The 13,521-nt window shown below is 74.2% G+C and carries 13 protein-coding genes; 9 read left to right on the top strand and 4 right to left on the bottom strand.

Going from position 1 to position 13,521, the window contains the following annotated elements; genetic code table 11:
* Position 1 precedes the first annotated feature (1 nt).
* On the bottom strand, positions 2–1,210 hold the full coding sequence (locus DB033_RS10490) for an MFS transporter (protein WP_111766629.1): 1,209 nt from the start codon (positions 1,208–1,210) through the stop codon (positions 2–4).
* Positions 1,211–1,286: 76 nt separating this feature from the next.
* On the opposite strand from DB033_RS10490, the gene proC reads away from it, so the two are divergent.
* The 5 genes from proC to DB033_RS10465 all read left to right on the top strand — a co-directional run bounded on the left by proC (position 1,287) and on the right by DB033_RS10465 (position 4,986).
* Positions 1,287–2,123, top strand: a complete 837-nt coding sequence (gene proC, locus DB033_RS10485; RefSeq protein ID WP_111767401.1) for a pyrroline-5-carboxylate reductase — start codon at positions 1,287–1,289, stop codon at positions 2,121–2,123.
* A 201-nt stretch (positions 2,124–2,324) separates the two neighbouring features.
* Positions 2,325–2,534 carry a helix-turn-helix domain-containing protein gene (locus DB033_RS10480; protein WP_111766628.1) on the top strand — a complete coding sequence of 70 codons (210 nt, stop codon included), beginning with the start codon at positions 2,325–2,327 and terminating at the stop codon, positions 2,532–2,534.
* Positions 2,535–2,723: 189 nt separating this feature from the next.
* Positions 2,724–2,825, top strand: coding sequence for a 30S ribosomal protein bS22 (locus tag DB033_RS10475; protein ID WP_111766627.1), 102 nt, complete (start codon positions 2,724–2,726; stop codon positions 2,823–2,825).
* Positions 2,826–2,929: 104 nt separating this feature from the next.
* On the top strand, positions 2,930–4,069 hold the full coding sequence (locus tag DB033_RS10470) for an NAD-dependent epimerase/dehydratase family protein (RefSeq protein WP_111767400.1): 1,140 nt from the start codon (positions 2,930–2,932) through the stop codon (positions 4,067–4,069).
* The gene (locus DB033_RS10465) at positions 4,066–4,986 is read left to right on the top strand and encodes a lysophospholipid acyltransferase family protein (protein WP_111766626.1); all 921 of its coding nucleotides are present in this window, start codon (positions 4,066–4,068) and stop codon (positions 4,984–4,986) included. Before DB033_RS10470 ends, DB033_RS10465 begins: the two co-directional genes overlap by 4 nt.
* 37 nt (positions 4,987–5,023) lie before the next feature.
* On the opposite strand, the gene DB033_RS10460 is transcribed toward DB033_RS10465, so the two are convergent.
* Entirely contained in the window at positions 5,024–5,923 is a 900-nt protein-coding gene (locus DB033_RS10460) for an HAD family hydrolase (RefSeq protein WP_111766625.1), read from the bottom strand.
* Positions 5,924–6,192: 269 nt separating this feature from the next.
* Between DB033_RS10460 and DB033_RS10455 the strand changes: the two genes are divergently transcribed.
* The 4 genes from DB033_RS10455 to DB033_RS10440 all read left to right on the top strand — a co-directional run bounded on the left by DB033_RS10455 (position 6,193) and on the right by DB033_RS10440 (position 11,052).
* A complete protein-coding gene (locus DB033_RS10455; RefSeq protein ID WP_111766624.1) occupies positions 6,193–8,097 on the top strand; it encodes a class I adenylate-forming enzyme family protein in 1,905 nt (634 codons plus the stop codon).
* The gene (locus tag DB033_RS10450) at positions 8,094–8,345 is read left to right on the top strand and encodes a glutaredoxin family protein (protein WP_111766623.1); all 252 of its coding nucleotides are present in this window, start codon (positions 8,094–8,096) and stop codon (positions 8,343–8,345) included. The genes DB033_RS10455 and DB033_RS10450 overlap by 4 nt, the downstream gene beginning before the upstream one ends.
* A gap of 281 nt (positions 8,346–8,626) precedes the next feature.
* Positions 8,627–9,529, top strand: a complete 903-nt coding sequence (locus tag DB033_RS10445) for a redox-sensing transcriptional repressor Rex (protein WP_205843749.1) — start codon at positions 8,627–8,629, stop codon at positions 9,527–9,529.
* Positions 9,526–11,052, top strand: a complete 1,527-nt coding sequence (locus DB033_RS10440; RefSeq protein WP_111766622.1) for a bifunctional uroporphyrinogen-III C-methyltransferase/uroporphyrinogen-III synthase — start codon at positions 9,526–9,528, stop codon at positions 11,050–11,052. The genes DB033_RS10445 and DB033_RS10440 overlap by 4 nt, the downstream gene beginning before the upstream one ends.
* 304 nt (positions 11,053–11,356) lie before the next feature.
* Here DB033_RS10440 and DB033_RS10435 read toward each other — a convergent pair whose 3' ends face one another.
* Both DB033_RS10435 and DB033_RS10430 read right to left on the bottom strand, forming a co-directional pair.
* On the bottom strand, positions 11,357–12,733 hold the full coding sequence (locus tag DB033_RS10435; RefSeq protein ID WP_111766621.1) for a PH domain-containing protein: 1,377 nt from the start codon (positions 12,731–12,733) through the stop codon (positions 11,357–11,359).
* A gap of 247 nt (positions 12,734–12,980) precedes the next feature.
* Positions 12,981–13,496 carry a PH domain-containing protein gene (locus tag DB033_RS10430; RefSeq protein WP_111766620.1) on the bottom strand — a complete coding sequence of 172 codons (516 nt, stop codon included), beginning with the start codon at positions 13,494–13,496 and terminating at the stop codon, positions 12,981–12,983.
* Positions 13,497–13,521: the final 25 nt, after the last annotated feature.

The following is a 13,521-nucleotide window of genomic DNA, read 5'->3' as shown; positions in this document are numbered from 1 at the left end:
GTCAGGGGCGGACGCCGGCCAGTTCGTCCTCGAGGAACCGGGGCCGCGCGACCCGCAGTCCGAGGACGCCCATCAGCGCCGCCGACGTCGCGGTGACGACGAGCGGCACCGTCCAGCCGTCGGTCAGGTCGTGCAGCGCGCCGATGAGGACCGGCCCCGCCGTGGCCACCAGGTACCCGGTGCACTGGGTGAAAGCCGACAGCGCCGCCACGCCTTCCGAGGTACGGGCCCGCAGCGCCAGCAGCGTGAGGATCAGCGGGAACGTCCCCGATCCGATCCCCAGCAGCACCGCCCAACCCCACATGCCGGCGGCGGGCGCGACGATCAGTCCGACGTAGCCGGTGACGTAGCTGGCCGACAGCACCGAGATCAGCACCGGGAGCCGGGACTGCCGCACGAGCAACGCCGGGATGGCGGCCGAGATCGGGATGCCGAGCCCGGCGAACAGCCCGACCGCGTAACCGCCCTCGGTGAGGTCGGCGCCCGCGTCCACCACGATCTGGCTCAGCCAGGCGGTGACGATGTAGGCCTGCGCCGACTGCAGGCCGAAGAAGAACGCCATGGTCCACGCCATGCGCGTGCGCAGCAGCGAGCGCAGCGGCAGCGCCGGCCGGGCTCCGGTGCCGGTCGTCCCGCCCGGACGCCACAGCATCCACACCCACGGGATCAACGCGACCGCCGCCGTCACCGCCCACACCCCGAGACCGGTGCGCCAGTCGCCGTCCAGACCGCGGGCGAACGGCACCGACAGCGCCGAGCTCGAGGTCGCGCCGATGGCGAGCGAGGTGGTGTAGGCGGCGGTCATGGTGGCCACCCGGTCGGGGAAGTACGCCCGGACCAGGCTCGGCATCAGCACGTTGCACACCGCCAGCCCGGCCAGCGCGATCAGCGACCCGACGAACAGCAGCGGCGTCGAGGGCCCGACCAGGCGCAGCACCTGGCCGGCGGTCATGGCCGCCAGCGCGACCACCACCACCCGCTCGCGCCGGAACCGGGACGCGAGCAGCGGGGCCAGCAACCCGAACGCGGCGAAGGCGAAGGGCGGCAACGAGGTGAGTGCGCCGCCCGCCGTGCCGGAGAGGTCCAGCGCCGTGCGGATCTCGGGCAGCAGGGAACCGACGGAGTTCACCACCGGGCGCAGGTTGAGCGCGAGGACGACGATCGCGATCACCGCGAGCACCGGACGGGGGCGGGCCGGGGGAGTCGTCACCCGGCCACGATAGGGCCCGCCCGGAGCGGCCCCGGACGGGGCGGGGTGCCGTCACCGGTGTGTCAGGGTGAACCCCATGACTGATTCCACGGCGGCGTCGCCGACCACGAGGACCATCGCCATCGTCGGGGCCGGCAAGATCGGTGAGGCCCTGATGGGCGGGCTGCTGGCGGGTGGGCTCGACCCCGCCGCGGTCCTGTTCACCGAGCGCTACCCGGCGCGGGCGGCGCAGCTCACCGCGCTCTACGGCGTCCGGTCGGTCGAGGTGACCGAGGCCGCGGCGACCGCCGACGTCGTCGTGGTGGCGGTCAAACCGCAGGACATCGAGCCGGTGCTGGCGGATCTGCAGGGCGCGGTACGGCCCGGGACCCTGGTGGTGTCGCTGTGCGCCGGCCTGCCGACCGCGCTGTACGAACGGTCGCTGCCCGCGGGCGTGCCGGTGGTGCGGGTGATGCCGAACACCCCGATGCTGGTGGGCGAGGCGATGTCGGCCATCTCGGCCGGCACCCACGCCACCGACGAGCACCTGCAGATCGTCGAGAACCTGCTGGCCGCGGTGGGCAAGGTGGTGCGGGTGCCGGAGACCCAGCAGGACGCGGTGACCGCACTCTCCGGCTCGGGACCGGCGTACTTCTTCTTCCTCGTGGAGGCGATGATCGACGCCGGGATCCTGCTCGGGTTGCCCCGCAACGTGTCCGCCGAGCTGATCATCCAGTCCGCCGTCGGCTCGGCGAAAATGCTGCGCGAGTCCGGCGAGCACCCGGTGATGCTGCGCGAAGCCGTCACCTCGCCCGGCGGCACCACCATCGCGGCCATCCGGGAGTTGGAGAACCACGGTGTCCGGGCGGCCCTGCTGGCCGCTATCGAGGCGGCCGCGGTGCGGTCGGCCGAGCTCGGCCGTGCCCACCGGTGATCCCCACCGACACGGGTCGCGGGTGACGTGTGCCCTGTCCGTCTCCCACCCGGCGGCGTGTCGAGAGGGCTGGTGGAGTGAACAGCCGACCCTCGTATCGCATTCGTCCCACCGGTACCGATAGAGTCCTCCCACCACGTGTGCTCGCGTTGCCGGAGGGGAAGCCGGCAGCCACGACGTGGACGAAATGACGGTGTATGTATGGCACGCACGCCGCACGACCCTGCCCTCGCCGAGATCAGATTCCTGACCGTCGCCGAGGTCGCCGCGCTGATGCGCGTCTCCAGGATGACCGTGTACCGCCTGGTCCACTCGGAGGAGCTGCCCGCGGTCCGGGTGGGCCGCTCGTTCCGGGTGTCGGAGAGAGCGGTCAACGACTACCTGCAGCGGGCGTTCAACGACGTCGGCTGAGCCGTGACGCCCCGCGGGACTGTCGGCGGGCCCGGTCCCAGCCGCTAGGATGAACCGGGTCGGCGCCGCTGCGCGCCGGTCGCACCCGCCGGGCCGTGCCGTGGAGAGACCCTCCGTGGACGCTGCCGGGTGGTTCCACGCACATCCCGCCGGTCCGTGCGGTCCGGCTTGTCCCCTCAGAGGTCACACATGGGTTCGATCATCAAGAAGCGCCGCAAGCGGATGGCGAAGAAGAAGCACCGCAAGCTGCTGCGCAAGACCCGTGTGGCCCGCCGCAAGGCCGGCAAGTAACCGATCTCCGCTGAGCCGGCGGCGGGCGCCGTGATGCGCCCGCCGCCGGCTCGCACCGGGACCGTCCGAGCCGCGGCCGCGCCGCGGCGGAAGTGGGGGAGCAGGTGCCCGGACTCGTCGTGCTGGTCACCGGGGTGAACCGCTTCGTCGGTTCCGCGTTGGCCGGTCGCCTCGCCGCCCACCCCGGCGTGGCCCGCGTCATCGGCGTCGACGCCACGCTGCCCGAACCCGCGGCCCGGACCCGGATGGGCGGTGCCGAGTTCGCCCGCGCCGACATCCGCAATCCGCTCATCTCGCGCATCCTCGACGCCGCCGGCGTCGACACCGTGGTTCACGCCTCGGCGTCGGCCACGCCGGCTTCCGCTCAGGCCCGCACGCTGGCCAAGGAGATGAACGTCCTCGGCACGATGCAGCTTCTCGCCGCCTGCCAGCGCTCCGGCGGAGTGCGCAATCTCGTCGTCCGGTCCACCACCGCTGTCTACGGGCAGAGCTCGAAGGACCCGGCGATCTGCACCGAGGCCACCGAGCCGCGCTCGGTCCCGAGCCGCGGGCCCGCCCGCGACGCCATCGACATCGAGGGCTACGTCCGGGGTTTCGCCCGACGCCGCCCCGACGTCCGGGTCGCCGTGCCGCGGCTGGCCGAGATCGTCGGCCCCACCGTGCAGACGCCGCTGACCCGCTACTTCGCCCTGTCTCCGGTCGTGCCCACGGTGCTCGGACACGATGTGCGGCTGCAACTGGTCCACGAGAGCGACGCGGTACGGCTCCTCGAGCACCTCGTCTTCGCGCCGTTCCGCGGCACCGTCAACGTCGCCGGCGACGGCGTGCTGATGCTGTCGCAGGCCATCCACCGGGCGGGCCGCATCCCGCTGCCGCTGCCGTTGCCGCTGCTGGACACCGTGGGCCGCGGTCTGCGGGCTTTGGGCCTGGGCACCTTCTCGCCCGAGCAGGTCCGGATGCTGCAGGCCGGACGGGTCGTCGACACCACGCGGCTGCGCGCCGAGGTCGGCTTCACCCCCGAGTTCAGCACCGCCGCCGCCTTCGACGACTTCGCCCACACCCTCGAGCCGACCGTCGACCGGGAGTCGGTGCGCCGGGCGGAGACGCGGCTGCTCACCGGCCTCGGTGTCGCCGACGACCTCCGGCCCGGCGGTCCGCCGGACGCCACCCGGACCGCACCCAGACTCGTCGGCATCACGGGGGACCGGGTCGGCCCGCCCCGCGCCCCCCGGAGGACCCGATGAGAGACCCGGACCCGCACCCCGAGGCGCCCACCGACGCGCCCGACGCGCCCGCGGGGGAGCCGTCGCCCCCCGAGACCGGCTGGAAGGCCGGCGTCGCCGGCGGCCTGGCCTTCCTGCGTCGCCGCATCACCGGCGACTACCAGGTCGACGACTTCGGCTACGACGAGGACTTCACCCGCAACATGGTGCTGCCGCCGCTGCGACTGCTGTACGACAAGTGGTTCCGGGTCGAGCTGCTCGGCCTGGAGAACCTGCCGGACACCGGCGGTGCGCTGCTGGTCGCCAACCACTCCGGGACCATCGCCGTCGACGCGGTGATGCTCGCCGCAGGGGTCGCCGACCACCACCCGTCGCGGCGGATCGTGCGCAATCTCGCCGCCGACCTGGTCTTCGAAACGGCCGTGCTGGGACCGGTCGCCCGCAAGACCGGCAACACGCTGGCCTGCAACCCCGACGCCGAACGACTGCTCACCGCGGGAGAGCTGGTCTCGGTGTTCCCCGAGGGTTTCAAGGGGGTCGGGAAGCCGTTCAGCCAGCGCTACAAGCTGCAGCGGTTCGGACGCGGCGGCTTCGTCTCGGCGGCGATCCGCACCGGCACGCCGATCATCCCGGTGTCGATCGTCGGGGCCGAGGAGATCTATCCCCTGCTGGGCAACATCAGGCCGCTGGCCCGGGCGCTGGGGCTGCCGTACTTCCCGGTGACCCCGACGTTCCCGCTGCTGGGACCGCTGGGCGCGGTGCCGCTGCCGAGCAAGTGGCTCATCGAGTTCGGCGAACCCATCCCCACCGACGGCCACGACGCCAACGCCGCCGAGGACCCGGCCGTCATCTTCGATCTCACCGACCACGTGCGGGAGACCATCCAGCAGACGCTGTACAGGCTGCTGGTCAAACGCGGCCATCCCTTCCTCGGCTGACCACCCGTCCCGGCCGGGGACGTACCGCCGGACCGGCTCAGCCGCGGAACCGCCGACGCACGGCCGCGCCGGCCAGGACCGCACCGCCCACGGCCCCGACGCCCAGCACGGAGGGCACGCCGATCCGGACGGCGGGTTTGCGGCTGGTGCGGAAGTCGCGGATCTGCCAGCCGCGCTGGCGGGCCACGTCGCGCAGCTCCGAGTCGGGGTTGACCGCCACCGCGGTCCCGACCGCCGACAGCATCGGCAGGTCGTTGATGGAATCGGAGTAGGCGGTGCAGCGGCGCAGGTCCAGCCCCTCGCGGGCGGCCATCGCGCGGACCGCCGCGGCCTTCGCCCGGCCGTGCAGCATCTCGCCGACCAGGGCGCCGGTGTAGATGCCGTCCACCGACTCGGCCACCGTGCCCAGCGCTCCGGTGAGACCCAGCCGTTGCGCGATCAGCTGGGCCAGTTCCACCGGCGTCGCCGTGACCAGCCAGACCCGCTGGCCCGCGTCGAGATGCCGCTGCGCCATCGCGCGGGTCCCGGGATAGATCTTGTCGGCCATCGTCTCGTCGTAGATCTCCTCACCGAGCCGGATGATCTCGTCCACGCTGCGGCCGGCGACGAACGACAGCGCCTCCTGGCGGGCGGTGCCCACCACCGCCAGGTTCTCCGCGCCCCGCAGCCGGAACCGCAGTTGCCGGGACGCGAACTTGAGCAGGTCGGAGCTGGTGAAGTACTTCCGCGCGGCCAGGCCGCGGGCGTAGTGGAAGATCGACGCGCCCACCATCATCGTGTTGTCCACGTCGAAGAAGGCGGCGGCGGTCAGGTCGGCGCCGGCGGCGATCGGCGGCTCGTCCAGGGCCAGCGTCGCGGCGGCCTCCGCGGACGCCTCGCCGGCGAGCTCGGCGCGTTCGACCGCCACCCGGTCGGCCCTGCGCGAGAACCGGCTCACCTGGTGACACCCCTTCCACTGTTCCGCCCGCCCCGTCGGTTGCCGGTCCAGCGTAGCCAGTCCGGGTGGTCCGGGATCGACGCCGCGACGGCGGCCACCGGGACGCTCACTCCGGGTCCGCCCGGACGGGTGGCGGACGGCGCGACGGGACGCGGGTCGCAGGGTCGTCGTCGCCCGGCGGTCGGTCGGTGACCGGCAGTAGGGTCGATCCCGACGCGCAGGCGCCGGGTTCCCGGCTGCCGCGACGGCCCCGGACGAGGAGGAGCGCCATGGCCCCACACGTCGCCGGCCTGCTCCGGGCGGCCGCCGCGGCCCACCCCGGATCCGCCGCGCTGATCACCGACGACCGGACCTGGACCTGGCGCGAGCTGGACACGGCGGCCGACGCCGGGGCGGCGGCCCTGCGTGCCCGGACCGCACCCGGCGACCGGGTCCTGGTCCACCTGCCGACCGGGGCCGCGCTGGCCGTGACCCTGTTCGCGGTGCTCCGCGCCGACCTCGTCGCGGTGCCGGTCGACCCGTCGCGGGCGGCGCCGGAGATCGCCTCCCGGCTGGGCGTCACCGTCACCGTCACCGGCGACCGCGCCGGCCTCGACCCGGCCGCCGTGGTGCACGCCGACGAGGTCACCGGCTGGTTCGGCGTCGCTGCCGCACCGGTCGAACCGCAGGGTGGCGGTGAGGACATCGGCGTGCTCGCGCGGGCGTCCCGCGGCGGCCGGGCGGTGATGCTGTCGCACCGCGCCCTGCTGGCGTCGGTGCAGGCGATCGTGGCCGCTCCGCAGCTCAAGCTCGCCGGCGGCGACCGGGTGCTCCTGGTGTTGCCGCTGTTCCACCTCGCCGGCTTCGTCACCGCGTTCCTGCCGCTGGCCACCGTCGGCGCGGCGGCCGTCATCGCCGACACCCCGCCCGTCACCGGTCCGGACGTCGAGGGCACCGCGGCCTGGACCGCGTACACCGACGCCGTGCTGACCGCCGTCCACCACCACCGGGTGACGGTCATCCCGGGGGCACCCGCGCTCTACCGGTTGCTGCTGCGGTCACCGCAGCTCGAGCGGTCGCTGGCGACCGTGCGGCTGATGACCTCGGCGGCGGCCCCGCTGAGCCGGGAGGACGGCGCAGCCGTCCGCAGCCGCAGCGGCTCCCCGGTCTGGGAGGGCTACGGCATCTCCGAGGCCGCGTCCGCGGTCGCCAGCACCCTGATGACGAGCGTCCCGCGGGCCGGGTCGCTGGGGCTGCCGTTGCCGGGTGTCGAGCTGCGGATCGAGGCCGTCGACGCCGGCACCGCACCGGGTGGCACCGCCGAGGACTCCCTCGCCGACCTCGAGGCCGACACCGACCCCGGCCCCATCAGCATCCGCGGCCCGCAGCTGTTCACCGGTTACTGGCCCGACGGGGACGGCGGTCCCGACGCCGACGGCTGGTTCACCACCAGCGACATCGGCTACCTGGACCACCGCGGCGAGCTGCACCTCATCGACCGGGTGGCCGAGACCATCGCGGTCGCCGGTTTCACCGTCTATCCGCGCGAGATCGAGGCGGCCCTGCTGACGCACCCGTTCGTCCGCGACGCCGCGGTCGTCGGCCTTCCCGCCGCGGACGGCGGCGTCGACCTCGCGGCCGCGGTGGTCGCAGCACCCGGCACCACCCCGACCGAGGACGACCTCACCGACCACCTCGGGGCGTTGCTGGCGCCGTTCAAGCGGCCGCGGCGCTACCGGGTGCTGCCGATCCTGCCGCGTACCGAGCTCGGCCGGCTGGACCGCGACCTCGTGCGGCAGGAGTGGGCGCACCTGCTCGGGCTCACCCTGGTGCCGCCACCCACGCCGACGCGGCTCGCCGCGGTGCCGGACGCCGCTTCCGCTCCCGCTCCCGACACCGACTCGGTCACGGACACGGACATGGACACCGCCGACCTGCCCGCCCCGCCCGCCGGGGCGTCACCGGCTCCGGGCGGGCCGGTCGAGCCGCCCGCCGCGGCGCCGGAACCCGAGCCCACCGAGCCGCCCGAGATCATCGAGGTCGACCAGCTGGACCGGCTGGGCACCCGGCTGCCCGGCGTCGGCAGCCGGTCGCAGCGCAGCGCGCAGGACACCGACTCCGACCTCTTCGACGACGACCTGGTCGGCGCCCCGGCCGCCGCCGTGCCGCCGGCCGACCCCGAGGACCGGCGATGACCGCAGTGACGCTGATCGGCCGGCGGGGCTGCCACCTGTGCGAGGAGGCGCGGGTCGAGGTGCTCGCCGCCCTCGCCCGGCAGCCGTTCACCCTCACCGAGCTCGACGTCGACAGCGACCCCGAGCTGCGCGCCGAGTACGGCGAGCAGGTGCCGGTCGTCCTCGTCGACGACGAGATGTTCAGCTACTTCGACGTCGACCGGGACGCCCTCGTGCGGCGGGTCGCGAACGGTCCGTCCGCCCGCTAGGGCTGCTAGGACGGCGGGGCGCGCCGGAGACGGGAATCCGCCCCGCCCCGTCCGGCGGGTCACCGACGGGGACGGCGTGGCCGTCCACACCCCCGGTCGTGGGTAACGCTTCGCGGGTGGAAGCCGGCCGGCCCGGCACCTTCCACGCGGCCGGGTGAGCCGCGTCCCCGTGACGACTTTGTCCCCGACTGCAGCGGTGGCTAGGGTGAGGGCGTTCCGGCCCGGGTGGCGGAGCGCTCCCCGACACGTCCGTGGGACCCGATCCGCAGGAGGTTCCGCGCGTGAGCCAGCAGGTGGACGGGGCACCCGGCGGCAGACCGCGGGACATCCCGGAGGCCACCATCGCCCGGCTCGCCGGGTACCTGCGGGAGTTGACCGCGATGGACGGCCCCGCCGACGCCATCTCGTCGGAGGAACTGGCGGCCGTCGCGGGGGTCACCCCGGCCACCCTGCGCAAGGACCTGTCCCACCTCGGCACGTACGGGGTCCGCGGTGTCGGCTACGAGATCAAGGTGCTGGTCGCCGAGATCGGCCGCATCCTGGGCTCGCACCGGCAGCATCGCGTCGCCCTCGTCGGGGTGGGCAATCTCGGCGCCGCACTCGCCGGCTATCCGGGGTTCGTCTCCCGCGGGCTGACCATCGGTGCGCTCTTCGACGTCGACCCCCGGCGCATCGGCCGGACGGTCGGCGGCGTCGTGGTGAGCGACGTGGCCGACATCGTTTCGACGTGTGCACGCGAGGGAATCACGATCGGCGTGATCGCCACCCCGGAGCCGGCCGCGCAGAGCGCGGCCGACGCTCTGGTCCGGGCGGGCGTCCGGGCCATCCTCGCGTTCACCCCCGGGGTGATCCACGTCCCTGACGACGTCGACCTGCGCACCGTCGACCTGGCGGTGGAGCTGCAGATCCTGGCGTTCCACGAGTCCCGGCGTCAGCCCGGTGAACGCCGGTCGAACACTGCGCTTAACAACGACGTCATCGGCGGGACCCATGATGCATCGGTGACACCATCGCTCGTGGCTCCGATTCGCACATTCGTGGACGTCGGTGCCGGCGCGTCCCCCGGTGGGACGCCCGACCGGCCCGTCGGCTCCGACCGCACCACCGCAGCCTCCCCGTCCTCCCTCGTCACCCCTCTGACCGCGGCTGCTGCGCCGGCCCACAGCCCAAGGAGCCATCGATGACCACACGTACGGTCGCCGGCCGTATCGCCTTCGTCGGGGCCGGCCCGGGCGATCCCGGGTTGCTGACCGTCCGGGCGACCGAACTGCTGGCCGCCGCCACGCTCGTCCTGAACGATCCCGACGTCCCCGACACGATCACCGCGCTGGCGCCGTCGGCCGAGGTCCGGCCCGCGGTCGGCGATCCGGCCACGGTGGCCGCGTCCCTGGTGTCCGCGGCCCGCGCCGGTGCGGCCGTCGTCCGGCTGGTCGCCGGGGACGTGCTGACCGCCGACCCGGTGGTCGCCGAGATCCAGGCCGTCGCCGAATCCGGGGCCGCCTTCGACCTGATCCCCGGTATCTCCGTCGGGGCGGCCGCCGCGTCCTACTCCGGTGTGGCCCTCGGGTCGTCGCACACCAGCGCCGACGTGCGGTCCAGCACCGGCTCGGACTGGCGGAGTCTCGCCGGGGCCCCCGGCACGTTGCTGCTGCAGGCCGCGGCCGGGCACCTCGCCGACACCGCGGCGAACCTGGTCGAGCACGGTCTCGCGCCCGAGACCCCGGCCACCATCACCGCCGGCACAAGCCTGCCCAGCCAGCGGACGGTCGACGCCACCCTGGCCACGCTCTCGGCGCTGGGCCGTGACCTCGCCGGCCCGCTGGTCGTCACCATCGGGGCCGGGGTGTCCACCCGGCCGTCGCTGTCGTGGTGGGAGTCCAGGGCGCTGTACGGCTGGCGGGTGCTCGTCCCGCGCACCCGCGACACCGATGACGCGATCTTCGAGCTGCTCCGCCGGCACGGGGCCAGCCCCGAGCAGGTGGCCACCATCGCCGTCGAGCCGCCCCGCACCCCGGCGCCGATGGAACGGGCAATCAAGGGCCTGGTCGACGGCCGCTACCAGTGGGTGGTGTTCACCTCGGTGAACGCGGTCCGCGCCATCTGGGAGAAGTTCCTCGAGTTCGGGCTGGACGCGCGAGCGTTCTCCGGCGTCAGCATCGCCTGCGCCGACGAGGCCAGCAGCGAGGCCGTCCGGGCGCTGGGCATCAAACCCGACCTGGTCGCGGAGAACACCGCCTCCACCGCGGGTCTGCTCGACGTCTTCCCCGAGTACGACGAGATCCTCGACCCGGTCGACCGCATCCTGCTCCCTCGGGCGGACATCGCCACCGAGACCCTCGCCGACGGCCTGCGGGACATCGGCTGGGAGATCGACGACGTCACCGCCTACCGGACCGTGCGCGCCGCCCCGCCGCCCGCGCCGGTGCGGGAGGCGATCAAGTCCGGCGGCTTCGACGCGGTCCTGTTCACCTCGTCCTCGACGGTGCGCAACCTCGTCGGCATCGCCGGCAAGCCGCACTCCCGGTCGCTGGTCGGCGTGCTCGGCCCGAAGACGGCCGACACCGCACGGGAGTTCGGCCTGCGCGTCGACGTGCAGCCCGAGTCGCCCGACCTGTCGATGCTGGTGGAGGCACTGGCCCAGCACGCCAACCAGCTGCGGGCCGCGGGCGCGCTGCCGCCGCCGCGCCGCTCACCCAAGCGTCGCTGACGCCTGGCCGGAGCCGTCGGCCGGTCGGGCCGGCGGCATCGCGTGCCGTTCATCCGGGCGTCGCTGACGCCTGACCGGCGTCGGCCGGTCGGGCCGGCGGGCGTCGTGCCGCTGACCCGGGCGTCGCTGATGCCTGGTCGAAGCCGTCGGCCGGTCGGGCCGGCGGGTGTCGTGCCGTTCACCCGGGCGTCGCTGACGCCTGGTCGGAGCCGTCGGCCGCTCGGGCCGGCGGGCATCGTGTGCCGATCACCCGATCGTCGCTGACGCCTGACCGGAGTCGGCGGGCCCGGCGTCGGCCGGTCGCTCACGACCGGGGTGGGCGGGTGCGCAGTGCGGCCCGGGTGCGGTCCAGTTGGCCCGTCGCCATCGCCCGGGCGTCGGCGACGTCGAGCTGGCGGGCGACGGCGTCCACCGGACCCGGGGTGGTGTCGACATGCACGTCGGCCAGCCGCAGCAGCCGTTGCAGCGGACCCTGCCGGATCCGCGCGGACTGCGCCTTCCCGTGGGGCACGATGTCGCGGGTCCACACCAACAGGCCGTGATCGGTGACCACCACGCGGGCGTCCCACCCCGAGCGCAACACCCGGAAGTCGAGCCAGCGCAACGCGCGGGCCCGGGCGGGGGGTCGCCGCAACGGCACCGCGTCGACGTCCACGCCGGGCAGCACCCGGCTCAGCGCCCCGGCCAGCTGACCGCGGTCGGCCACCGGGAGCAGCACCGTCGTCGCCTCCGAGCGGTTGTTCTCCTCGCGCTCGGATCGGTACCCGAGCACGTCGACGTCCAGCCGGTACCACCCGAACGGCCGCCACAGCAGCGACTGGGTGACGCGCACGCCCTGCACCCGGTCCAGCGGTACCGACTGGCTGGTCAGGTTGGTCAACCCGCGCGCGACCCGCAGCCCGTGCGGGGACTCGGACAACGTGAACCGGAACATGGCCAGCACGCGTCGGCTGACGAGGGTCAGCGTGCCGATCGCCACCGGGATCATCGACGGCACCAGGAACGACAGCACCGCGAACCACCGCCCGAGCACCAGCATCGCGACCAGCGCCCCCGCGCTGAGCAACCACTCCGTGGACAACAGGAAGCTGCCGATGAGGCGCGCCGACGACACCGTGACCAACGGCCGGTCGTCGGCGCCCAGATCGGTGAACCCGCTCGCCACGGGGCCGTGGTCGTCGGCGACCGACCGCTGCTCGCCGTGCGCCCGGGCCAGCAGGTAGCCGCGGAGCCGGTCGGCGTGCGCCCGCCGCAGGTACCGCAGCACCAGCGACCGGTCGCCGCCGCCGGCCTCCAGTCGTAGCTCGACCAGCCCGAACGGCCGGGCCGCGAACGGCTGCACGATGTCCACGGACTGCAGCCGCTCGAAGCCGACCCGGGCGGAACGGCGCCACAGCGCCCCCGAGTCGACCCGGATCTCGTCGTCGTCGATGACGAAGTGGGTGAACCACCAGCTGACGAAGCCGGCCGCGGCGGCGAGCAGCACGGCCACGCCCAGGGCGATGAACAGCCACCGGAGGTCACCGCGCTGGAAGCCGCCGTCCCGGTGGCCGTCGGGCAGGAACTCCCGGCCCACGGCCAGCACGATCGCCACCAGCAGCAGCCAGCCGCGGATCAACGGAGTCAGCGGATGCGGTCGTTCGGTGCGTTTGCCGGTCTCCGCGACGGGCAGTGGCGGCATGGGCGGTGTGAGCTGCGCGGGCGGTGTGAGCTGCGCGGGCGGGGTGAGCTGCGCGGGCGGCGTGCGCTGCGAAGGCGGTGTGGGCGGTGTGGGCGGTGTGGACCCCGGCGGGCCGGGCGCGGTCATCCGGCGGTGTCCCACCGCGTGGTGTCCGCGGGTGCCCAGCGCCGCCGGGCGGGGTCGCGGCCCGCCGGAGTGCACCGCGCCCGCCCGACGGCCACCGGCCCGGACCGCACCGGTGCAGGCCTCACAGGTTCATCGCCCGGGTCCGGCCACGCTCGGTGAGCCGGTCCCGGAGCCGGACGGCCTCGTCGGGCAGCAGGCCGGGGATCTGCGCGCCGGTCCCGGGAGAGGCGGTCTGCAGGCTGACGGTGGCCAGCCCGTAGGCGCGTTGCAACGGCCCCGACGTCACCTCCACCACCTGCATCCGGCCGTAGGGCACCGCGGTGAGCCGCCGGAACAGCACCCCGTGGGTCAGATACAGGTCCTCGTCCCGCTCGGCGTAGCCCCACGAGCGCCAGTTCCGGGTGACGACAACCAGCCGGACGGCGATCGACACCACACCGATGACGACGACGACGCCGCCGAGCCACGGCCGGGCCGTGGCGAGGGTCACCACGGCCGCCGCGACGACGGTGACGACCCCGATCACCACCGCCGACACCAGTCGGCGCATCGACAGATACCGCGAGGTCAGGCGCTGCCAGGAGGCGTCCGGCGGGGCGAAGAGGGCGTTCGCCGGGGAGTCCGTGTGCTGGTCCATGTCGCCTCCCACGCTAGCCGGAGCG

Source organism: Nakamurella deserti (assembly GCF_003260015.1).
GTDB lineage: Bacteria > Actinomycetota > Actinomycetes > Mycobacteriales > Nakamurellaceae > Nakamurella > Nakamurella deserti.
The sequence above is the reverse complement of the archived record's forward strand: the minus strand, read 5'-3'. Positions and strand labels throughout refer to the sequence as shown.

Excerpts from the sequence above, each read along its gene's own strand:
- DB033_RS10455 (WP_111766624.1), top strand. The coding sequence starts at position 6,193 with ATGGCCCCACACGTCGCCGGCCTGCTCCGGGCGGCCGCCGCGGCCCAC.
- DB033_RS10480 (WP_111766628.1), top strand. The coding sequence starts at position 2,325 with ATGGCACGCACGCCGCACGACCCTGCCCTCGCCGAGATCAGATTCCTG.
- DB033_RS10475 (WP_111766627.1), top strand. The coding sequence starts at position 2,724 with ATGGGTTCGATCATCAAGAAGCGCCGCAAGCGGATGGCGAAGAAGAAG.
- proC (WP_111767401.1), top strand. The coding sequence starts at position 1,287 with ATGACTGATTCCACGGCGGCGTCGCCGACCACGAGGACCATCGCCATC.
- DB033_RS10440 (WP_111766622.1), top strand. The coding sequence starts at position 9,526 with ATGACCACACGTACGGTCGCCGGCCGTATCGCCTTCGTCGGGGCCGGC.
- DB033_RS10430 (WP_111766620.1), bottom strand. The coding sequence starts at position 13,496 with ATGGACCAGCACACGGACTCCCCGGCGAACGCCCTCTTCGCCCCGCCG.
- DB033_RS10465 (WP_111766626.1), top strand. The coding sequence starts at position 4,066 with ATGAGAGACCCGGACCCGCACCCCGAGGCGCCCACCGACGCGCCCGAC.
- DB033_RS10435 (WP_111766621.1), bottom strand. The coding sequence starts at position 12,733 with ATGCCGCCACTGCCCGTCGCGGAGACCGGCAAACGCACCGAACGACCG.
- DB033_RS10450 (WP_111766623.1), top strand. The coding sequence starts at position 8,094 with ATGACCGCAGTGACGCTGATCGGCCGGCGGGGCTGCCACCTGTGCGAG.